Origin of the sequence: Microbulbifer litoralis (genome assembly GCF_023634065.1) — a bacterium.
In the GTDB taxonomy this organism is placed as follows: domain Bacteria; phylum Pseudomonadota; class Gammaproteobacteria; order Pseudomonadales; family Cellvibrionaceae; genus Microbulbifer; species Microbulbifer litoralis.
In genome coordinates this window covers 1-20,482 of record NZ_JALKCV010000015.1, presented here as the reverse complement: position 1 = coordinate 20,482, position 20,482 = coordinate 1, and the positions used below count along the sequence as shown (strand labels likewise).

The window sequence follows — 20,482 nt, the reverse complement described above, 5'->3', positions numbered from 1 at the left end:
CCAAATATCAAATACCGATGAATCACTGGTCATTGATAGTTGATACGGGATCAATGTCGGCCGGCTTGCGGCTGCGGTATTCGCCGGGCGTCACCCCGGTCCACTTCTTGAAAGCGCGGAAGAAAGCGCTGGACTCGTCAAAACCGAGCATCTCGGCAATCTGGCCGTTGGAGAGATCCGGGCAGCTCAGGTAGTGGAAGGCGGCCTCCATACGGCACTCGTCCTTCAATTTCTGGTAGGAGGTGCCCTCCTGCTGCAGGCGCCTGCGCAGCGTCGTGACCGACATGTTCAGGCGCTCGGCCACCACCTCCGCCGCGGGCATGGATTCGCTCACGTCGCGGTTCAGGATCGTCTTGACCTTGGTCTTGATGCTGTTGGCATTGCCGTCGCTGATCACCAGGTGGTAGGGCGCCGTACGGATAAAATCCTCCAGCGTCTGCGGGCTTTGCACCACCGGGTAGTCCAGGTAGCGGCTGTCGTACTCCAGCGCGTTGGCCGGCTGGTCGAACAGCAACTCCCCGGCCTCGCTCTGGGCCAGGGTGCGAAACTCCTCCGGGCAGGGAAAGGAAAAATGCAGCCGCGCCAGCGGGATTTCGCGCCCCACCAGCCAGCAGTAGAAACGGTGCCAAACCGCCAGCGTGGTGCGGATCACACCGGCATCGGTCCCGGCGATCAACCGCTCGAACTCGCCCTCCGCCAGCGAACTGATCCCCCGAATCACCACCCGCTCGCGACCGTCGCCGGCCGGCTCGAGTATCGGCTTCACCTTGAAGCCGCGGCAGATCTCCATAAATTCGGCACTCAGGGTGATCGCCTGGCGCACCGTCGCGCAGTTGACCACGGTCAGGCACAGCAGGCGAAAGGAGCCCGAACGCACCCGGCCACCACTGAGCATGCCGAACCACTCGTCCTGTACCTGCCACATGACGCGCTGGTAAAGCCGGCCGTACTTGACTGCGGAGAAAGCCGCGACGCCGTCCAGTTCGCGCTCGTCGATATCCACGGAGGCCAGCAACTCTGCGCGATCGCAGCCGTGGCGCACCGCTTCATCCAGCAGCCGCTCGAGATAGGCGATGGGTATGCGGATATCCTCTTCCGATACGCTCATCTATTTTTTGCGCCTGCGCAGCCAGTTCAGCAGAGCACCGCCCGCCAGTGCCGCGGCGATAATCACCAGCAGCAACACCAGCAGCAACACCAGGTAGGAGAGAACATCTTCGACCGGCAGGTCCCAGCTCCAGATCGCCGCCGCGACAAAGGCGACACAGGCAAGCACACTGGTGATAAACGAACGGCGACTTTTCTTGGCCATGGGTTTCCCGCAACGTCGGTGGTGAAAAGTGAACGAATGGTCGGCCGCAGCCGATCGCACTATCCTTCAAGGATAGATAGACCGATGCGGCGCGGAATCGTGATACATCGCCGGATTCCTGTCAACGCCGCGGGAGTTTGCCATGGGCGGGAAAATGCTGCAGCGTGAGGACCGGAATACGATCCGCCGCCTGCTTGCATGGATCGAGTGCCTGGCAGCAGTCATGGTCGCCATACTGATGGGCCTGGCGCTGTTCGCCTGAAGCGGCACTATTCGATCAGGCCACCCTGGGCCAGCCGCTCCGGATCGAGCAGTTTTTTCAATTCCCCCTCATCCAGGTCAGTCATCTCCACCGCGACCTCCAGCACCGGGCGACCGCTGCGGTAGGCCTCTTTCGCAACCTCCGCCGCCCTGGCATAGCCGATCACCGGATTGAGCGCGGTTACCAGGATCGGGTTGCGCGACAGAACCTCTTCCATACGCGGCCGGTTGACCGTGAAAGTGGCGATCGCCTTGTCCGCCAGAATCTGCGAGCTGCCGGCGAGCAGGCGGATACTTTCCAGCAGCGTCTGCGCAATCAGCGGCAGCATCACGTTGAGCTGGAAGTTGCCGCTCTGTCCGGCCACACCGATGGTGGTGTCGTTGCCCATCACCCGGGCGGCCGCCATCGCCACCGATTCGGCAATCACCGGATTGACCTTGCCGGGCATGATACTGCTGCCCGGCTGCAGGGCCTCCAGTTCAATTTCCTGGAAACCCGCCAGCGGCCCGCTGTTCATCCAGCGCAGGTCATTGGCGATTTTCATCAGTGCCACCGCCAGCACCTTCAACTGGCCGGACAATTCCACCGCGGTATCCTGACTGCTGATTGCGGCGAACCGATTGTCCGCCGGGCGGAACTGCTGGGTACTGTTGGCGCTGAGTTTCTGCGAAAAGAGCTCGGCGAAATCCCCGTGCGCATTGAGGCCGGTACCGATCGCGGTGCCGCCCTGGGCCAGTTGCGCCAGACGCGGCAGCGTGGCGCGAATGCGCTCGCGGCAGGCCTCGACCTGTGCCGCCCAGGCATTGATCTCCTGTGCCAATGTCATCGGCACCGCGTCCATCAGGTGCGTGCGGCCGGTCTTGACCACATCCTCCACCGTCGCCGCCTTGTCACACAAAACCGTGTGCAGGTGCCGCAGTGCCGGCAACAACCTGTCGCGCACCGCCAGCAGAGCCGATACGTGAATCGCACTGGGGATCACATCGTTGCTGCTCTGGCTCATGTTGATGTGATCATTGGCACCGATTTCCAGGCCACTGTCACGTATCGCGAGATGGGCCAACACCTCGTTCACATTCATGTTGGTGCTGGTGCCGGAACCCGTCTGGTAAACGTCGACCGGAAACTGGGCGGCGAAATCCGACTCGTCCATGTCAGCGACCTGTTCACAGGCCGCGATGATCGCGGAGGCCATATCGTCGTCGAGCAGGCCCAATTCGCGGTTGGCCTGGGCGGCGGATTTCTTGATCAGCACAAGGGCGCGGATAAACTCCGTCGGCAGGCGTTCGCCACTGATCCCGAAGTTGTCCAGGGCGCGCTGGGTCTGGGCCGCGTACAGGGCCGACTCGGGCACCTGCACCTCTCCCAGGCTGTCTTTTTCCGTGCGAAAACTGTCAGCCATAATCAATCCCGTCGGGAAACCCGAATCTATCGGACTCTGGAGTGATTGCCAGGGCGTAGCCCGGATGGAGGCGCGCAGCGCCGGAATCCGGGATTGTGGTGCTGGGCCAGTCCCTGTCCCGGATTCCGCTGTGCTCCATCCGGGCTACTCCGATCGATCCAGTATCTCGAATTTCGAAACCTGACTTCAAAGAACGCCACAATCCACCCGCGAACACCGGGTGGGGACAGCGTTGTTTCACAGCTTATCGCCGCAATCGCAGGACGCCAAGTCGGGATCGCCGTTTCGGGGGTATAGCGCCGGACGCAGGGAAAGGGAATGGAAAGAAGTAAAAGGTGCCGCTCAGACGCTGACGCGCCCCTCCTGGGTCCATTCGCAGCGCACTTGCATATCGCCACTGCCGGGCTCGTGGTAGAGACCGGCGGCCTCCCAGGTGAAGGAGTGAATACCGGAGAGCTCCGTCTCCAGATGCACGGTGGCCGAAACCCAGTACATACTGCGCAGCAGCTCCTCGAATTTCTGGATCCAATGATTCCACTCGTACTCGACCGCGCGATAGGACGCACCGAAATGGATCACATCCGTCTGGTACTGGGACGGCTTGACCTTGATGGTGGGAATGGAAAACATATCGCGGCACAGGAAGGGCCACTCGTCGGCGCTGGGCAGTGCCAGCACCGCCTCGCGGTTGACCCGGCGCCGGTCGGAGCCGCCGGCCAGGCTGTTACTGTCCTTGATACATCCGTAGACAATGGATTCCTGATCGCCCTGTACCACTATTGTTCGTCCTCAGCGCGGCGTTGCCGGACAAAAACTGGCCGGCAGACAAGAAAACTCGAAGGCCCACTTTAACGGCGACGGCGTTAGAAAGCCATAACAGGCGTCGCAAATAGATCGGCGATTCCCCTGCTGAATAAAAACCGAGCAGGGGTGCTGGCGGCGGAATCAGATTTCGATACCGCGCCCGCGCAGCATCGCCAGGAATTCGTCCTCGTCCATGGTCGGAATATCCAGTTCCCGCGCCTTGTTCAGCTTGGAGCCGGCACCCGGGCCGGCGACGACCGCGTCGGTCTTGGCGGAGACACTGCCGGCCACTTTGGCGCCCATCTGCAACAGGTAGTCCTTGGCCTCGCTGCGCGACAGTGTCTCCAGCTTGCCGGTCAGCACCCAGGTCTGGCCGGCCAGCGGCTGTTCCTCGCCGCCCCGCTCTTCCGGCGCCCAGTGCACGCCGGCCTGGCGCAGCGCCTCGATTTCCTCCTGCGCGTGGGGCTGCTGGAAAAACTCGGCCACGAAGTGCGCCACCACCGGGCCCACGTCGTCCACCTCCTGCAGCGCCTCCTCGTCCGCCTGCGTCAGCGGCTCCAGGTCGCCGAAGTGGCGCGCCAGGTTGCGCGCCGTGGTCTCGCCCACTTCGCGGATGCCCAGCGCGTAGAGAAATTTCGGCAGTGTGGTGTCCTTGCTGCGCTCCAGCGCGTCCAACAGGTTCCGGGCGGACTTCTGCCCCATGCGCTCCAGACCCGCCACCTGCTCCAGGGTCAGGTGATAGAGGCCGGACACCGAGTGCAACAGCCCTTCGTCCACCAGCTGTTCCACCAGTTTGTCGCCGAGACCGTCGATATCCAGCGCCTTGCGCGAGGCGAAGTGCTTGATCGCCTGCTTGCGCTGGGCGCTGCAGATCAGGCCGCCGCTGCAGCGCAGCACCGCCTCGCCGGGGGTCGATTCCACCGGCGAGTCACACACCGGGCAGTGGTCCGGGAAGACGATATCGCGGGCGTCTTTCGGCCGCTTGTCGGCGACCACCGACACCACCTGTGGAATCACGTCGCCGGCGCGGCGGATCACCACGGTATCGCCGATCTTGACGCCCAGGCGCTCGATCTCATCGCGGTTGTGCAAGGTGGCGTTGGAGACGGTCACGCCGCCGACAAAGACCGGTTCCAGGCGCGCCACCGGTGTGACCGCGCCGGTGCGGCCCACCTGGAATTCCACATCCTTGAGCTGCGTCATTTCCTCCTGCGCCGGGAACTTGTAGGCCATGGCCCAGCGCGGCGCGCGGGCGACAAAACCCAGGCGGCGCTGCAGCGCGCTATCGTTAACCTTGTAGACGATACCGTCGATATCGTAGGCCAGTTCGCCGCGCTGCTCGCCGAGTTTCCTGTGGTAGTCGATACAGGCCTGGATATCCTTCGCCGCCGTCATCTCGCTGTTGATGCGGAAACCCCAACGGTTCAGTTGCTGCAGGATTTCCGTGTGCCTGCCCGGCAATGTGCCCCCCTCCACCAGGCCCACGCCATAGGCGCAGAGTTCCAGCGGCCGCCTGGCGGTGATGCGCGAGTCCAGCTGCCGCAGGCTGCCGGCGGCGGCGTTGCGCGGATTGACGAAGGTCTTCTCGCCCGCCTCCGCGGCGGCGCGGTTCAGCTCGGCAAAGCCGGCCTTGGGCATATAGATCTCGCCGCGCACCTCGAGCACATCCGGCACGCCGTCTTCCAGCAGCTTCAGCGGCACCGAACCGATGGTGCGCACATTCTGGGTGATGTCTTCGCCGGTGGTGCCATCGCCGCGGGTCGCCGCGCGCTCCAGCAGGCCGTTGCGGTAAAGCAGGCTGATGGCGATGCCGTCGAGTTTCGGTTCGCAGGCGTACTCGACGGGCTTGTCGGTATTGAGGCGGTCGCGCACGCGGCGATCGAACTCCACCAACTCGTCGTCATCGAAGGCGTTGTCCAGTGACAACATCGGCACTTCGTGGCGCACTTCGGCAAACGCTTTCAGCGGCTCGGCGCCGACGCGCTGGGTGGGGGAATCCGGGGTGATCAGTTGCGGGTATTCGCTTTCCAGCTCCTGCAGTTCGCGCAGGCGACGGTCGTATTCGGCATCCGGCAATTCCGGATCGTCGAGGACATAGTACTGGTAGTTGGCGCGCTGGAGGATTTTGTGCAGTTCTTCGGCGCGCTGGCGCTTTTCCACCGGGATTTTTTTCTTGGTCATTGCGGTTCGTAAAAACAGAGAAGTGCGTTGTAGGAGCCTGCCTTGCAGGCGAAAAAGATCGTGGCTCCGCTATTTTTTCGCCTGCAGGGCAGGCTCCTACAGGGCGGGCCTATGGCCCGCAAGCGGAGCTGGAGCTCCGCGCTCCCGGGTTATGCCTTGGCTCTCGCCAGCGCCTTGCGGCGCTGGTATTCCATCACCCGCTGGCGGTAGTGCTCGGCGGTCTGGGCGGTGAAGACACTGCGGTTTTCGTCCTTGAGTTCGCCGCCCAGCTGTTCGGCGATCTCGCGCGAGGTGGCGAGCAGCTGTTCGAACGCCACGATCGCCTCGCCCTCGATCGGCAGCGCCAGGAACAGGCTCACACCGGGCGTGGTGAATTCCTCCATCTGCGCCAGGTCGAAGACGCCGGGCACCACCATGTTGGCCAGGCTGAACACCACCGGGCCGTCGTCGCTGCCGCCCTGGTGGTAGTGGAAAATGTTCATTTCGCCGAAGCGCAGACCGGCGGCCATCATTGCGCGGAGAATATCGTTGCCCTCGAACGGGTCCCCCTCCGGCGCCATCACATTGATGATCAGCACTTCCTCGACCGGGGATTTGTCCCGGGGCTTGCCCGCCCTCTTGTCCTCTGACTTTTTCACCGGGGCCCTCTTCTCCCTGCGCGCGGGCCTCTCCACCCGCTGGGGAGCTTCCGGGGCCGGCGCATCGCTGGATTCCGGCACCGGCGCCGCAGTCGCGGTTTCCGGTACCTCGCTCTGGTTTTCTGTTGTACCCAGGGCTTCGAGGCTTTCCGACTCGTCGAGTTCCGGCTCGCGGCGATCTTCCTCGCCGACAACCGAATCCATCAGGGTGGGCACCTGCTCTTCCAGGTTCAGCGACGCCTGCTGCGGTTCATCCCGACCGGGATTGCTGCCGGCGAGCGGTTTGCGCGAGGACATAAAGCTCTCCTGTACCTGGCGGTTCACCTGCAGGGCATCTTCCAGTGCACGGCGCTGCACCACGCGCACGCTGCCCGGCAGTTCCGCGGCGATCTGGCGACGTTTCTCTTCCTCTTCCGGGTCGAGATATTCCTCGTCGCCTGTTTTCTTTTTATCGGGCTTGTTCGCACTGCGCGCCGGGGACAGCGCGTCCTCAGCGGCGTAGGTGTCGCGCTGCATTTCCCGCGACAGGTCCCGCGAGACTTTCATCGACGCGCGCTGCCGCAGGATCGCGCGGCGCACGCCGTCGAGCACTGCCGCCAGCAATATCAGTGCGAGAATGGTGATCAACCAGTTTCCCATCGGAGCGCCTCTCCCTTACGCCTCTTATGCGGATGCCAGTTCGGCCGCCTCTTCCACATCCACGGTCACCAGGCGCGATACGCCCGGTTCGTGCATGGTCACCCCCAGCAATTGATGGGCCATCTCCATGGCGATCTTGTTGTGGGTAATATAGATGAACTGCACGTGCTGGGACATTTCCTCCACCATACGCGCATAGCGGCCCACGTTGGCGTCGTCCAGCGGTGCATCCACCTCGTCCAGCATACAGAAAGGGGCCGGGTTCAGGCGGAAAATCGAGAAGACCAGCGCGATGGCCGTCAGCGCCTTCTCACCGCCGGACAGCAGGTGGATGGTGCTGTTGCGCTTGCCCGGCGGGCGCGCCATGATCGCGATGCCGGTGTCGAGCAGGTCCTCGCCGGTCAGCTCCAGGTAGGCGTGGCCGCCGCCGAAGACTTTCGGGAACAGCTCCTGCAGGCCGCCGTTGACCTGGTCGAAGGTTTCCCGGAAGCGGGTGCGGGTCTCGCGGTCGATTTTCTTGATCGCGTTTTCCAGTGTTTCCAGCGCGTCGGTCAGGTCACTGTACTGGCGATCCAGGTATTCCTTGCGCTCGGATTCCTGCTTGTACTCGTCGATGGCCGCCAGGTTGATCGCACCCAGGCGCGAGATGCGCGCGGCCACCAGTTCCAGTTCCTGCTGCACCTGGGAGATGGTCAGGTCGCCGGGCAGCTCTTCCAGCACCTGCTCCACATCGTGGTCGTCCTCGCTCAGTTGCTCCACCAGGCCGTTGCGCTGCACTTCCAGCGTCTGTGCGCCGAGGCGCTCCTGCTCCAGCTGTGCACGCACACCCTGCAGGGCGGACTCCACCTTGTGGCGCTCCTGCTCCTGTTCGCGCAGGCCGCTCTCGACTTCCTCGAGCTTCTTGCGCGCTTCGGACAGCTCGGTCTCCACTTCCACCCGCTCGCCGAGTTTCTCTTCCAGCTCGGCCTGGAAATCCTGTGACGGGTCCTCGGTTTCGGCCATCTGCTCCTGCAGCAGCTCGCGGCGGCTGCGCAGCCGTTCCAGCTGTTCGCGCATGACCTGCAGCGTGCGCTCCAGGGACATCATCTGGGTGCGCACCGACTGCTCGCGCATGGCCAGCTCATGGGCGCGGTCCTTGTCTTCGCGGGCGCGGCTGCGCGCCGCATCCAGGGCCTCGCGCAGTTGGTCGCGGCGGGCCAGCAGTGTCTCGCGGCGGTCGGTGTCGTCGCTCATGGCCTCCAGCGCCTCCTGCAGCAGCAGGCGCGCCTCGGACAGGGATTCGCCCTCCATCTCGAGTTGCTCGCGCACCTCGCCGATCTCCTGCTCGACACGGGTGCGGCGCTCGCTCATCTGCTCGGCGCGGGCGCGGCGGGCGGACAGCTGGCTGCGCAGCTCGGATTCCCGGCGGCCCAGCTGTTCGGCGTCGTTGCGGGACTGTTCGATGGCGCTTTCCAGGTCGCCGGCCTCGAGGCGCAGTGCCTCGCGCTGTTCGCTGAGGGACTCGATCCGCTCCTCGGTGACGGAGATGGACTGCTCCAGCTCCTCCAGTTCCTGCTTGCGCGCCAGCACGCCGGCCTCGGCGTCGGAGGCGCGGCTGACCCGCAGCCAGTTGGGCCCCAGCCACAGGCCGTCGCGGGTGACGATGGACTCGTGGGCCTGCAGCCGGGCGCGGCTAGCCAGTGCGCTGTTCAGGTCCTCTGCGGTGTAGATACCGGCGAGGAGGCCGGCCAGGGACCGCGGGCCCTCGACCTGTTCCGCCAGCGCGGGCAGGCCGCCGGCGGCGGCGGGGCTGACGCTGCCGGCGTCGATAAACACCGCCTGGCCGCTGTCGAGGCTGGCCAGGCTGTCACTGAGGCTTTCCAGCTGGTCGACACAGACCGCTTGCAACTGGGTGCCGAGCACGGTTTCCACGGCCTTTTCCCAGCCCGGCCTGGCAGAGATCTGGTCGGCCAGGCGCGGCTTGTCGGCCAGCGCCTGCTGCTGCAGCCAGTTCTGCACCGCCTTGCCCTGCCCCAGCGCCGCCTGCTGCAGGGCCTCCAGCGAGGCGTGGCGGCCGCGGCCGGTCTGCAGTTGCAGGCGCAGTTCGTCCAGCTGGCTGGCGATATCGCTCTCGCGGGCGCGCAGCCCGGTCAGGGATTCGTTCTTTTCCGCCACGGTTTCGCGGCGTTCGGTGGCTTGCAACTCCAGTTCGGCCAGCTCTTCGTTCAGCTGTTCGAATTCGCTGTCGTCGCCGCTGTCCCTGAGGCCGTCCCTCTCGGACTGCAGCTTGTCGACGCGGTCCTGCAGGCGCTGGCCGGAAGTCTCCAGGTGCTGGATGCGGGACTGCTGTACCTCGGCCTTCTGGCGCGAGCCGGAGGCACCCTGGTTGAACTGGTCCCACTCGTGCTGCCATTCGCCCATGGCATCTTCGGCGCTCTGCAGGGCCTGGGCGGATTCCTCTTCGGCGGCCTGGACCATTTCCAGGTCCGGCAGGATGACTTCCAGTTCCGACTCGAACTGGGCGGCCTTCTCCCGATCCGTTTCCAGGCCGGTCTCGGCCTCGCGGAACTCCTGTTCGGTCTGCTGCAGGTCGGACTGCAGGCGGGTGTTGCGCTCGCGGGCGTGGGCGATGCTCTGCTCCAGGCGCGCGATATCCGCGCCCACGGCGTAGAAGCGGCCCTGCACCTCGTTGAAACCGTCGGACAGCTCGTGGTAGCCGACGCGCTTCTGTTCGATATCGGTATCGCAGCTCACCTGGCGGGTGACCAGCTCCTCGACCGTCAGCTCCAGTTCGGAGATCTGCTGCTGCCTGGCCTTCGCCTGGTCGTTCAGGTCGCGGTACTTCAGCGCCTGCAGGTGGGCCTTGTGGCTGCGTTCCTCCTCCTTGAAGCGGCTGTATTTTTCCGCCGCCGCGGCCTGGCGCTCCAGGCGCGCCAGCTGGCGCTCCAGCTCGTCGCGGATATCCGTCAGGCGCTCCAGGTTTTCGTTGGTGCGGCGCATGCGGTTTTCGGTGTCGCGGCGGCGCTCCTTGTACTTGGAGATGCCGGCGGCCTCCTCGATATAGACGCGCAGTTCCTCGGGCTTGGCCTCGATCAGCTTGGAGATCATGCCCTGCTCGATGATGGCGTAGCTGCGCGGGCCCAGGCCGGTCCCCAGGAACAGGTCGGTCACGTCGCGGCGGCGGCATTTGTCGCCGTTCAGGTAGTAGTTGTTCTGGCCCTCGCGGGTCACCTTGCGCTTGACCGAGACCTCGGAGAAACCGGCGTAGGGGCCGGTGAGTTTGCCGTCCGAGTTGTCGAATACCAGCTCGATCGAGGCCTGGCCCACCGGTTTGCGGCCGCTGGAGCCGTTGAAGATCACATCGGTCATGGAGTCGCCGCGCAGGTTCTTGGCGGAGGACTCGCCCATTACCCAGCGCACCGCGTCGATGGTGTTGGACTTGCCACAGCCGTTGGGGCCGACCACGGCACTGAGGTTGGAGGGGAAATGGACAGTGGTCGGGTCAACGAAGGATTTGAAACCCGCAAGCTTGATGCACTTCAGACGCATGTATTTGTTAACTCGATATTTGTTCTATGCCGGCAGGCAGCGGCCCAGCAAACCGCCAATTGTACATGGGCGCGGCGGGGGTTTCAGCGGGTTTTTGCGGGACTCGGGACTCGGGACTCGGGACTCGGGACTCGGGACTCGGGACTCGGGACTCGGGACTCGGGACTCCAGGCAGGGTGCGCCGTGCGCGCAGTCGCGCCAATGGTACGAGGCACCACGAGCGGCGGTCATGCAAGCAACGCATACAGAGCGGCGCTTGCCACGGCGCGTCCTGCGGAGCTTGCGGGCTCCGAAAGCCCTGGGAACGCCGAGTCCCGGCGCGCCCAGGAAATCAGAGTTCGCGATCGATAGTGATGGTCTGCGGTTTTGCCCACTGCGCTTTCGGCAGTGACTCGATATCGCCCTGCCAGTCCCCCGGCGCCGGGCGCGCGTCGCCGTGGACAGCGAGTCGCGCCACCAGTTGCACCTCGTCCACACCGGCAATGGACTGGCTGGGCATCATCGCACGGGACTCGTCCAGCAGCACTTCCGCCGGCAGCTGGTCGGCGCGCAGGCGCACGATCGCCAATGGCATGGGGCTGGCGGTGCCGCGGGCATAGATAAAGACCGGCGTATCGGGCTTTGCATCCACGCCGTCGGCCAGCTTTACCTGCACGCGGATGGCGGGGCCGGCAGCGTCCGCCCCTGCCCGCGCGGGCGCTTGCTCGTTTTTCACGACGGCGGGCGCCACCGGCTCGCCGGCATCCGCCAGGGCCTTTTCCGCCCGCGCCACGCCCGCAGCCAACGCCTCGGCGGCGGCGGAGCCCGGCGACAGCTGGTCCAGCGCGCGCTGCCAGTGATCCCGTGCCGCGCGGTGGTCGCCGCGCTCGAAGGCCGCGATGCCGGCCAGCCCCAGCGCGGTGCCGTTGTCCGGCTGCGCCTCCAGCACTTCGTCCACCAGGCCGCTGATTTCGCCGTCCATCTTCGAGCCGCGGGCGAAAAACAGCGCCTGCGCCAACTCTGCCTTGACGCCGGCGGCCTGGGGCTCGCGCGCCACCACATAGCGGTAGGCCTCCACGGCGCCCTGCATATCGCCAGTGACCATCAGGCGCTGGGCCAGCACATAGCGGCTGGTCAGGTCGTCGGGGTGGCCCTGCGCATGTTTCTGCAGTTCGCGGGTGATACGCGCCTCGGTGGCGGCATCGGTGGCGCCCTGCTGGCTGGCGGCGATATCCCGGTACAAGGTCAGGCCGCTGTAGTGACCGGAGCCGATATAGAGGCCCACCGCCGCCAGCGGCAGCAGCAGCGCCAGTGCCAGAAGTGCACCGCGGCCGCGGCGGGCCGGCGCCGCGGTGTCGATGGAGGCCTCCGCGGCCAGCAGGTGGCGGGCCATTTCCGCCTCCAGTTCGGCAAACTGATTGTCGTCCAGCGCGCCGCTCTCCCGCGCGGCTTTCAGCTCGGCCTGCTGCTCGCGGTAGAGGTTCGCTAGCGTCTCGCGCTTGCTGGCGGCGGAGTGGGCGCGATCGGCGCCGGCGCCGCGCAATGCCGGCCACAGGAGCACAAATGCCAGCGGCAGCATCAGCAGCGCCAGCCCGATCCAGAGTTCAATCATCGTTATTTCTCTCTTTTGTCGCCGGCGCCGGTTCCGCCGATATCATCGCCGAGCAGGCGCTGCAGCCGCTGGCGCTCGTCGTCGGTCAGTGCCGTACTGGCATCGTCCTGGCGCGCACCGGTGCCGCTGCGCGAACGCATCACGATCGCGATCAGGGCCAGCAGGCCGATGGCGGCGAAAATACCCGGAGCGACCCAGAGTGCGACGGTGTTGCGCTGCAGCGGCGGGCGGTAGAGCACGAAATCACCGTAGCGGGCCACCATATAATCGGTGATTTCCTCGTCGGTGAAGCCCTCTTCCAGCAAGCGGCGGATTTCCCGGCGCAGGTCACCGGCCACCGGCGAGTCGGAACCGGCCAGGTTCTGGTTCTGGCATTTGGGGCAGCGCATCTCCTCGATCAGTACGTGGTAGCGCGCCTCGAGCTCCGGCGTCGACAGCTGTTCCACCTCCACGGCCGCCCGCCCCGCCAGGGAGAAGCACAGCGCACATAGCGCCGCGGCCACCAGCGCCGGCCAGCGCGACTGTTTCACAGGGTCTCTCACGATCATTCTTCCGCCGGAAATTTGCGCGATTATAGCAGCGCCGGGGTTCCCACCGACACCTTAACCTGGACCCGCCACGACGGTCCCTTTCTCCCGGTAACTTATTGAAAGACAAAAAATTTTTCCGGAAGGCGTTGACGGGGCAAATTTTTTCATTAAGATACGCAGCTCCTGACGCGGGGTGGTTAGCTCAGTTGGGAGAGCGGCGGCCTTACAAGCCGTAGGTCACAGGTTCGACCCCTGTACCACCCACCACTTCCCCCCACCTGCCAGGCGGGTTTTAACGGGGAAACCGGGAATGCGGACCGGTAGTTCAGTTGGTTAGAATGCCGGCCTGTCACGCCGGAGGTCGCGGGTTCGAGTCCCGTCCGGTCCGCCATATACATAAAAGCCCCGCTCGCGAGAGTGGGGCTTTTTTGTTTGCACGATGGACGCGCCCACCGGCAACGGCGGCGCAGCGGACTACTGCACCGCCCCCCAGAAAAAGCCTCCCCGGCTATCCCTGCGCGCCCCCGAAAACCTGCCCGATCAGCACACTGCCCCGCGCGACCGGATCCTTGCGGATCAGGGCCTCCTCTTCGCCAATGCGGCCAAACAGCGTCGCCATGCTGCTGTCGATCACATGGCGCTCCAGATCCATGCCGGGCTTGTTTGCGATCGGCAGCCGGTTGTAAACCGCCAGCATGCTCTTGTACTGGTCGTAGAAACCGGTTTTGCGCAGATTGGCCTCGACGATCGGCTGGTAGCGGCTGCGCAGCGCACGTTCGGTGCGCCCGCGAAAGTAATCGGTGGCCGCCGTATCCCCGCCCCGGACAATGCCCAGGGCATCCGTGACCGTCATGCCGGTGATCGCCTGCTTGAACACCGGTGCCGCTTCGGCCACCGCCTGCTCCGCGCCGCGATTCATCGCGTCTTCCAACTGGTCCACGTAGCTGCCAAACCCGAACTGGCGCAGGCTGTCCGCCACCGGCCGGGCCGCCGCGGGGAGCTGCAGGCGGAATGCACCGGTCTGCGACAGGCGGGTGCTTGCGCGGTCGGTACTGGTCAGCAACACCTCCCTGATGCCGCCGGCGAGCCTGGAATCGGTATCGTAGCCCGCATTCCTGGCCACCTGGTTGCCCACATCGATCCACGGGGAAACCGCTTCCATGTTCTGGCAACCCGCCAGCGCCAACAATCCCGCCAGTACCCAATATTGCTTCATCGGAGATTCTCCTGATTTTCGATGGGCCGATGCTACCGCAGCTGTGACGCCGGGGCAGTGACAGGCTTCCCGCTTCAGTCGCCCTACTCCGCACAGGCCACCGCCCCGGAAATTTTCAGATCCCGGTTGACCGGTCAGTGTTTTTCATTATGATACGCAACCCCTGACACGGGTGGTTAGCTCAGTTGGGAGAGCGGCGGCCTTACAAGCCGTAGGTCACAGGTTCGACCCCTGTACCACCCACCACTTCCCCTCACCTGCCAGGCGGGTTTTAACGGGGAAACCGGGAATGCGGACCGGTAGTTCAGTTGGTTAGAATGCCGGCCTGTCACGCCGGAGGTCGCGGGTTCGAGTCCCGTCCGGTCCGCCATATACAAGAAAGCCCCGCTCGTGAGAGCGGGGCTTTTCTGTTTTTGCCGGTTCGGGAATCGGGACGCACCGGGCCACCCCGCCCCCTCTACTCAGAGATCATCGAGAAACGCCCGGTGCTCGGTTGAAAACTCGAGGCTGTTGAACTCATCCCAGTTGATCGACCAGGTCATCAGGCCGCCGAGGCCGGTCCAGCCGCTCTGGGTGTGCGGCGTATAGGTCGTACAGCCCTGCAGCTTCACCAGGCAGTTCAGCGCCTTGTGCACCTCGCCCACCGGCGTAAAGCCGCCACCGGCATTCACATTGGCCGGCAAACCAATCAACACCTGGTCCTGGCGCAGCGGCGGGAAATGGTAATCCGGATCGCCGCCGACGTTGAAACCGGTTAGCACCATATCCGCCATGGCGATATGGAAATCCGCCACACCCATGGTGTGGTACTGGTCGTCGAGGCCGATGATCGCACCGGAGTTGTAGTGCTGCACCTGCAACCAGTCGAGCTCGTCGCGCATGGCGTGGATTACCGGCAGGTAGGCGCCGGCGCGGCGGTCGCAACCGGAACAGGAACCGCCGTAAAAGCTGTAGCCCAGCTGCACGAAGAAGGTCTCCGGAGCCATGGTCAGCATAAAATCGTCACCGTAGTGCGCGGTGAGCGCCTTGAGCGCATCGATCAGGTTGACGATGACCGGCGTGGTCGGGTTGCGGAAATCCACATCGCCGGCGTTCAGCTCCAGTGAGTGCCCCTCGAAATCCACGTCCAGGCCGTCGAAACCATAGCGGTCGATGATTTCAATCATCGAGCTGACAAAGTTGTCACGCGCCGCGGCGGATTCCAGCCGCACCTGGCCGTTGGCGCCACCGATGCTGATGATGACTTTCTTGCCCGCGGCCTGCTTCGCGCGGATACCGTCGATAAACGCCTGCTCATCGAACAGCGGATCCAGGGCAAAGCCGATCTCGCCCGGCGCCGCGCCGGTCGGTTCGGCGAAGGAAACATTGATCGCATCGAACGCATCCGACACTTCGGCGATCGGAATAACGCCGGAGCCATTGTCGAAATTGTGCCAGTAGCCGGAAATGATCCGCGCGCTGTTGCCGCCGCTGGAACCGCCACTCGAGGAACTGCCACCGGAAGAGGAACCGGAACTGCTCGACGAACTGGAAGAGCCTCCACAACTGCCCACGTGGGTCCATGCCTGCTGCCAGTGATCGCCCTCCCCCGGCGCATAGGCCCAGGCGGAAGTCGACGAACACCAGCCGGCGATATCACAGCGATATTCCTCACCGAGATTCTGTGCCAGATCGCCGACGCCGTAGGCCGTTCCCGCCACATACTGCGGAGAATCACAGGAGCCGCCGCCGGAAGAACTGGAGGAGGAGCTGGATGAACTGCTGGAGGACGAGGAGCTGCTCGAAGACGAACTGGATGAGGAAGAGCTGGACGAGGAACCGCCGTCACAGGCGCCCAATTCCGCCCACTCCTGCCACTGGCCCGAGTGTGCTTCGGGATTCGCGCCCTGACTCCACCAGTTGGCCGAATAGGCTATCGCGTTGTACTGGACTTCCGCACCGCCGGAATAGGCTTCGGTACTGTCCCACTCGGGCAGACCGGCGCAATCATAGGCCGCGGCGCCACCACTGCCGAACGACAGAAACAGCGCGAGCAGGATCCCGCGGTAGCCGCGAGCCATCAGGTCTGAAAGCATTGTTGGATCTCCGTTATTGTTTTCTGAAGGACGCTCGGCTGAAAGAACCACTCGATTGGCCCTCCCTGCGAGAGCGCCCGGTGCGATTTCAAGTCGACAACGCTGTCATCCTTAACCGGCACTGACAACGCTGTCAATTGGGAGGTGGATCAACGCGCCAACCGATACGGACTTTGCCTCGCAGTTCACTTTGTGACGATTTTTCAACCGGCGCCTCGCCGCAGCCATCACAATTTCCATCACGCCAGCTTTCTCGCCAATACCAACAACGAGGCCCCACTGGCGAGAACGATCAACACACCGGGAAGTCCGGCGAGATTCGCCAACATCTTGATACCATCCGCGCCCAGGTAGGATGCGCTGCACCAACCGATAACCCCGATCACAGCCGCCCAGAGCAACTTGATGACAAATGGCGAGCCCATGCGCTCGGCGGTGACCGCTTTCATACAGAGGCCGCCGATAGCATCGGTATTCGAATCCGTGGCGGTAATGAACGAGATAAAGCAGGCAAACACGAAGAAGACGCTGAGCACCCTGCTGCCGGGCAGATAGCCGAACAACTGGTAGGTCATGGCCGCCAGGCCCTCGTCCCGATAGACGGCGAACATACCGCCCTCACCAACACTGTCGTAATAAAGGGCCGCACCACCAAAGACCGTAAACCACAGCATGCCAAACAGCGACGGCAACACCAGGTTGACCAGGATAAACTGCCGCACCGTATAGCCGCGCGCAATCTTGCCCAGGAACAGGCAGGACAGCGGCGCCCAGGCAAACCAGCTGGCGTAAAACGCGGTTGTCCACCAGCCGGACCAGCGGCTGCCCTGCGGCTCATTCAACAGCAATTGTCGGGGGAAGAAATCCACCAGGAAGTCGAACAGCGACAGCGCACCGAGCCGCACGACAAACGCAGTGGGGCCGACAAGCAACAGGTAAAACAGCAGCAATACGAACACAAAGGTATTGATACGGGCAAACAGCTGTATCCCCTGGCGCAGGCCGCTGGCCGCCGACAGCAGTGCCACCGTCACGATAAAACCGGCAATGGCAGCGTAAACGCCGGATGATTTGGGCAACGCAAACAAATACAGGAGACCGTCGCCGATCAACAGCAGCCCCGCGCTCAATACCGCAGACATACCGACCACCACGGCAAAGAGTACCAGCCCGTCGATGGCTTCCGCTGTGGGCTCACCCAGCCGCCGCCCCAACAATGGGCGAAAAAGCGATCCCACGGAGAATTCGCAGCCGAGGTTGTAGAAGGCCAGCGCAAAGGTCAGCGCGGCGACGGTGTAAATCGCATAGGGTGCCAGGGTCCAGTGCACGAAGACGGTGGACAGCGAAAAGACCATCGCTGCATCACTCCCGGGCTCCACACCGCTGAAACCCGGCGGCTCCCGGAAATGCACCACCGGCTCCGCCACCGCCCAGAACAGGATACCCATGGCGACTACCGTGGTCAGGGATACCGCAAACCAGCGAAACGGGGAATAGATCCTGTCCGCCCGCTCACCGCCGATACGCACATTTCCCAGTGGTGAACAAAAAATGTAGACACAGAGCCCCAACAGCAGCACGGCCGAATAGAGAAACAGCACGGAAAAATGATCGATGATGGCGGCGTTGACGGCGGTGGCAATGGCGATAAAACGCTGCTCGTCCGCCGCCGTTACCGCCAATACCAGCAATATCCCGGCCAGGGCCGGCCAGAAGGTAATGGGCTTGAGACTGGAAAATACGCTGCGGTAGGGAATCCGGCTACTCCTTTTGTTCCGCCAGCTCGGCCGCGATCCGGTCCAGCGCCTCCAACTCCCCCTTCTCGATCCGCGACTGTTCGCTGGTCCGGCTACAGGTGCTGGCTCCATAGAAGCCCTCGTCGTCGGGGCCGTAGAGATACAGCAGGTAGGTGTCACCCTCGCTAAATGACTTGCCGCACATACAGCAGGCCGTGACGATCCTGGTATAAAACTGCTTGCCGTGGCTGCCCTTCCAGGAGCGGATTTCGCTGAAATGCGTGATTTCACCGGGCAACCGCAGGGAATCCGCACCCCCGAAGGGCGAAGGCAGCTGCGCCTCCGATATCGATTCCGCCCGCGCCAGCACCACCGCGGCAGCCGTTTCAAAAGAGCCGCGCACCTTCTCTTCCAGGGTTCCCTCCGGAAAGGCACAGGAACAGGCCAGCGCACCCCTGGCAAGCACCATCAACAGCGCCACTGCCACCAGTCTCGTCATTCCCTGCCCTCCTTTTCCTTCCGCTTTTGAATCGGGCCCGAGAGCCCTTCCCTATGTGCTGATCGCTCCCAATACTACGGCGAAAAGGGTGTCCACCGCCACAGCCACTACCAGCACCAGCGCGCCGTAACCACAGGCGTTCTTCCAGCTGAACTCGAACTGCAGGCGCAGCATCAAGGTGGGCACGATGAAATAGAGCGCAACCAACGGCAACAACAACGCCTGCGGCAGACCGGCAAACCCCAACCCCAGCCGGGCCAGAAAGATCATCAGCGCGGGCACCAATACAAAAGTGATCGACGTAAAGCCGTCCAGGCCACGGTCCTTGCCCCGCTCCAGTAAATTAAACAGACCGTAGATTACGCCTCCGGCTATTAGCGCCTGCAGCATAGAAGAACTCCCCCATTTCTTGTTTATATATGATTCACACGTCAAATGACCGACCAGTCTTTGACTGATCGGTGCTTTTTGATAATCGATTTATATCGAATTTCACTGTTTGAGTGAAGGGATATTTTGGATTTACTGCTTTCTGCTGGGGCAGGGCTCACACAGAATTATTTACAGCCTCTCAAAATCAATTGAAGATGGATCAATGTCATTATTTTTATAGAAATTGTTTAGACAACTTGAGCAGGCCCCTTCCATTCTTGGCAACTTGTCTTTTATTACGTCATAGGTGGACTCCTTGTCAACCACAGAGACCTCAGGAATTCCAGATTTTTTGAACTCCTTCTCGGTTAATAAATATTTATTTGTGCCTAAGAACTCATCCTCATCGTACATTCTTATAACAACAACTTTTAAATCAGACTCCTTTAGCGGTGTCCCATCATCTATACATGATGCCACTTCTTTGGATACGCGGTCAGTAAAGCCTGACTCACCGTGTTTGCCACAAATTATCAGACCCATTTTCTTTACCTTGGGAGAGGATCTGCATCAAGCCGTTTAAGGCCGTTTCTTCTATAGAACTTAGCGTAACTTAGCTCATGTCGATTGACGGGTTTATGACCACCCGCCTCCAGAATGTCACAAACATGCGATACGCAACTATTATTAACGGCATCATAAGTGCCTAATTCCTCGTTTATAAGTGATTTTTGCATAGCAGTTTCAAGCCAGAGTCGAATAAATTTTAACCGCTCAGGTCTAAACAACGGAATCCGAATGGCGCGGTGCCGGGAAAATCAGCCTCCGGTGCTATACATCAAGAAAAGTGTGCGTTTCAGAACGGGAACTATCTAGTATTTTACATTTCCAGATTTAGATACACGCCTTGGAACAATCAAACCTTCTTTTTCATAAACTGTATTAACTAGTCCCGTCTGAGTATCCACCACCTTTAGCTGACTTATGTTTGATTTATAGTTCTTATCGTAAAAAACTTCAACTAATGCCAAGTAGTGTTCATCATCGCTCCAGCATAAGTCTTCTGTAATCGGGCCAAAATCCTCGCTGGGCTTAAACCCATCAAAGCTTGCATTAAACAACATTGGACCAAAGTGAATCTCTCTTTCAAAAGTTAACTTGACCGCCTTCGTCTCACTAGGAGATTTTTTAATCAAATGAGCCATATTAAACCTATTCTGGCAATGGGTGTGTTTCGATAACTTCTTGCTTCAAGATATCTTCGAAATTAAGCACCTGCAGTTGATGTCCACCGCCAGTTCCGCCCGGAAAATTCTGCGGTCCAGCTATACCTGATTGATAACGAGTTCCTGGTGCTAATTTTATCTTAGAGGAGTTTGTGGCATCGTTCCATTCAGGTGCAACTGCAAGCTCTGACCGTACATAGCTCCGATTAGGTGGTGGCTCCACAGTCACCCATCCACCAGTAGCCCTGCCGTCACCATGAGCTCTAAACACTTCTAGCCCTTCAGGCCCAACTACATTACTTTCAAGAGCAGTACCAAGCATCCAAGGATTCGAATCTTTAGGCGCAGGGAGTAATCGCGATGGGTCAGAAATAGCTTCTTTACAGGTTAGCCCGAAAGGATCTATCCAAACAATCGGGTTGGGGACATAGCTATAATTGTTTATCCCCCCTTAGCCCTATAGGATCCTGC

The 20,482-nt window shown here is 62.1% G+C and carries 17 protein-coding genes and 4 tRNA genes; 4 read left to right on the top strand and 17 right to left on the bottom strand.

Annotated features, from left to right (window positions below; all coding sequences use genetic code 11):
* Window positions 1–22: 22 nt before the first annotated feature.
* The 9 genes from MWN76_RS17785 to MWN76_RS17745 form a co-directional block, all read right to left on the bottom strand.
* The gene (locus tag MWN76_RS17785; protein WP_250463943.1) at window positions 23–1,108 is read right to left on the bottom strand and encodes an AraC family transcriptional regulator; all 1,086 of its coding nucleotides are present in this window, start codon (window positions 1,106–1,108) and stop codon (window positions 23–25) included.
* The gene (locus MWN76_RS17780) at window positions 1,109–1,312 is read right to left on the bottom strand and encodes a hypothetical protein (protein ID WP_250463939.1); all 204 of its coding nucleotides are present in this window, start codon (window positions 1,310–1,312) and stop codon (window positions 1,109–1,111) included.
* 269 nt (window positions 1,313–1,581) lie between these two features.
* On the bottom strand, window positions 1,582–2,976 hold the full coding sequence (locus tag MWN76_RS17775) for a class II fumarate hydratase (RefSeq protein WP_250463936.1): 1,395 nt from the start codon (window positions 2,974–2,976) through the stop codon (window positions 1,582–1,584).
* A 342-nt stretch (window positions 2,977–3,318) separates the two neighbouring features.
* Window positions 3,319–3,753, bottom strand: coding sequence for a hypothetical protein (locus tag MWN76_RS17770; RefSeq protein WP_250463933.1), 435 nt, complete (start codon window positions 3,751–3,753; stop codon window positions 3,319–3,321).
* 168 nt (window positions 3,754–3,921) lie between these two features.
* A complete protein-coding gene (ligA, locus tag MWN76_RS17765) occupies window positions 3,922–5,961 on the bottom strand; it encodes an NAD-dependent DNA ligase LigA (RefSeq protein WP_250463930.1) in 2,040 nt (679 codons plus the stop codon).
* Between the two features lie 149 nt (window positions 5,962–6,110).
* A complete protein-coding gene (gene zipA, locus MWN76_RS17760) occupies window positions 6,111–7,238 on the bottom strand; it encodes a cell division protein ZipA (RefSeq protein ID WP_250463927.1) in 1,128 nt (375 codons plus the stop codon).
* 24 nt (window positions 7,239–7,262) lie between these two features.
* Window positions 7,263–10,766 carry a chromosome segregation protein SMC gene (gene smc, locus MWN76_RS17755; protein ID WP_250463923.1) on the bottom strand — a complete coding sequence of 1,168 codons (3,504 nt, stop codon included), beginning with the start codon at window positions 10,764–10,766 and terminating at the stop codon, window positions 7,263–7,265.
* A 331-nt stretch (window positions 10,767–11,097) separates the two neighbouring features.
* Complete coding sequence (gene ccmI / locus MWN76_RS17750; RefSeq protein ID WP_250463921.1) at window positions 11,098–12,357, bottom strand: c-type cytochrome biogenesis protein CcmI; 1,260 nt, start codon at window positions 12,355–12,357, stop codon at window positions 11,098–11,100.
* Window positions 12,358–12,359: 2 nt separating this feature from the next.
* Complete coding sequence (locus MWN76_RS17745; RefSeq protein ID WP_250463919.1) at window positions 12,360–12,899, bottom strand: cytochrome c-type biogenesis protein; 540 nt, start codon at window positions 12,897–12,899, stop codon at window positions 12,360–12,362.
* Window positions 12,900–13,078: 179 nt separating this feature from the next.
* On the opposite strand from MWN76_RS17745, the gene MWN76_RS17740 reads away from it, so the two are divergent.
* Both MWN76_RS17740 and MWN76_RS17735 read left to right on the top strand, forming a co-directional pair.
* Window positions 13,079–13,154, top strand: a tRNA-Val gene (locus MWN76_RS17740).
* 47 nt (window positions 13,155–13,201) lie between these two features.
* Window positions 13,202–13,278: transfer RNA gene (locus MWN76_RS17735), tRNA-Asp, on the top strand.
* Window positions 13,279–13,395: 117 nt separating this feature from the next.
* Here MWN76_RS17735 and MWN76_RS17730 read toward each other — a convergent pair.
* Window positions 13,396–14,103, bottom strand: coding sequence for a DUF4197 domain-containing protein (locus tag MWN76_RS17730; RefSeq protein WP_250463917.1), 708 nt, complete (start codon window positions 14,101–14,103; stop codon window positions 13,396–13,398).
* A 170-nt stretch (window positions 14,104–14,273) separates the two neighbouring features.
* Here MWN76_RS17730 and MWN76_RS17725 point away from each other — a divergent pair.
* Window positions 14,274–14,349: transfer RNA gene (locus MWN76_RS17725), tRNA-Val, on the top strand.
* A gap of 47 nt (window positions 14,350–14,396) precedes the next feature.
* A tRNA-Asp gene (locus MWN76_RS17720) sits at window positions 14,397–14,473 on the top strand.
* A gap of 91 nt (window positions 14,474–14,564) precedes the next feature.
* Here MWN76_RS17720 and MWN76_RS17715 read toward each other — a convergent pair.
* The 7 genes from MWN76_RS17715 to MWN76_RS17685 all read right to left on the bottom strand — a co-directional run bounded on the left by MWN76_RS17715 (window position 14,565) and on the right by MWN76_RS17685 (window position 20,333).
* Complete coding sequence (locus tag MWN76_RS17715; protein ID WP_250463915.1) at window positions 14,565–16,178, bottom strand: glycosyl hydrolase family 18 protein; 1,614 nt, start codon at window positions 16,176–16,178, stop codon at window positions 14,565–14,567.
* Between the two features lie 239 nt (window positions 16,179–16,417).
* Window positions 16,418–18,046 (bottom strand): BCCT family transporter, encoded by a 1,629-nt coding sequence (locus MWN76_RS17710; protein ID WP_284500686.1) that lies wholly within the window; start codon window positions 18,044–18,046, stop codon window positions 16,418–16,420.
* Entirely contained in the window at window positions 17,940–18,413 is a 474-nt protein-coding gene (locus tag MWN76_RS17705) for a hypothetical protein (protein ID WP_250463912.1), read from the bottom strand. Before MWN76_RS17705 ends, MWN76_RS17710 begins: the two co-directional genes overlap by 107 nt.
* 51 nt (window positions 18,414–18,464) lie before the next feature.
* Complete coding sequence (locus MWN76_RS17700) at window positions 18,465–18,803, bottom strand: hypothetical protein (protein WP_250463910.1); 339 nt, start codon at window positions 18,801–18,803, stop codon at window positions 18,465–18,467.
* 171 nt (window positions 18,804–18,974) lie between these two features.
* Complete coding sequence (locus MWN76_RS17695) at window positions 18,975–19,328, bottom strand: hypothetical protein (RefSeq protein WP_250463905.1); 354 nt, start codon at window positions 19,326–19,328, stop codon at window positions 18,975–18,977.
* Window positions 19,329–19,657: 329 nt separating this feature from the next.
* Window positions 19,658–19,990: a hypothetical protein gene (locus MWN76_RS17690; protein ID WP_250463903.1), complete on the bottom strand. Its 333-nt coding sequence runs from the start codon at window positions 19,988–19,990 to the stop codon at window positions 19,658–19,660.
* Between the two features lie 7 nt (window positions 19,991–19,997).
* A complete protein-coding gene (locus MWN76_RS17685; protein ID WP_250463900.1) occupies window positions 19,998–20,333 on the bottom strand; it encodes a hypothetical protein in 336 nt (111 codons plus the stop codon).
* Window positions 20,334–20,482: the final 149 nt, after the last annotated feature.

Coding starts and splice junctions, on each gene's coding strand:
- MWN76_RS17695 (WP_250463905.1), bottom strand. CDS start 19,328: ATGGGTCTGATAATTTGTGGCAAACACGGTGAGTCAGGCTTTACTGAC.
- smc (WP_250463923.1), bottom strand. CDS start 10,766: ATGCGTCTGAAGTGCATCAAGCTTGCGGGTTTCAAATCCTTCGTTGAC.
- MWN76_RS17705 (WP_250463912.1), bottom strand. CDS start 18,413: ATGACGAGACTGGTGGCAGTGGCGCTGTTGATGGTGCTTGCCAGGGGT.
- MWN76_RS17690 (WP_250463903.1), bottom strand. CDS start 19,990: ATGGCTCATTTGATTAAAAAATCTCCTAGTGAGACGAAGGCGGTCAAG.
- MWN76_RS17775 (WP_250463936.1), bottom strand. CDS start 2,976: ATGGCTGACAGTTTTCGCACGGAAAAAGACAGCCTGGGAGAGGTGCAG.
- ccmI (WP_250463921.1), bottom strand. CDS start 12,357: ATGATTGAACTCTGGATCGGGCTGGCGCTGCTGATGCTGCCGCTGGCA.
- MWN76_RS17710 (WP_284500686.1), bottom strand. CDS start 18,046: ATGGAGCCAGCACCTGTAGCCGGACCAGCGAACAGTCGCGGATCGAGA.
- MWN76_RS17785 (WP_250463943.1), bottom strand. CDS start 1,108: ATGAGCGTATCGGAAGAGGATATCCGCATACCCATCGCCTATCTCGAG.
- ligA (WP_250463930.1), bottom strand. CDS start 5,961: ATGACCAAGAAAAAAATCCCGGTGGAAAAGCGCCAGCGCGCCGAAGAA.
- MWN76_RS17730 (WP_250463917.1), bottom strand. CDS start 14,103: ATGAAGCAATATTGGGTACTGGCGGGATTGTTGGCGCTGGCGGGTTGC.
- MWN76_RS17715 (WP_250463915.1), bottom strand. CDS start 16,178: ATGCTTTCAGACCTGATGGCTCGCGGCTACCGCGGGATCCTGCTCGCG.
- MWN76_RS17700 (WP_250463910.1), bottom strand. CDS start 18,803: ATGCTGCAGGCGCTAATAGCCGGAGGCGTAATCTACGGTCTGTTTAAT.
- zipA (WP_250463927.1), bottom strand. CDS start 7,238: ATGGGAAACTGGTTGATCACCATTCTCGCACTGATATTGCTGGCGGCA.
- MWN76_RS17685 (WP_250463900.1), bottom strand. CDS start 20,333: ATGCTTGGTACTGCTCTTGAAAGTAATGTAGTTGGGCCTGAAGGGCTA.
- MWN76_RS17780 (WP_250463939.1), bottom strand. CDS start 1,312: ATGGCCAAGAAAAGTCGCCGTTCGTTTATCACCAGTGTGCTTGCCTGT.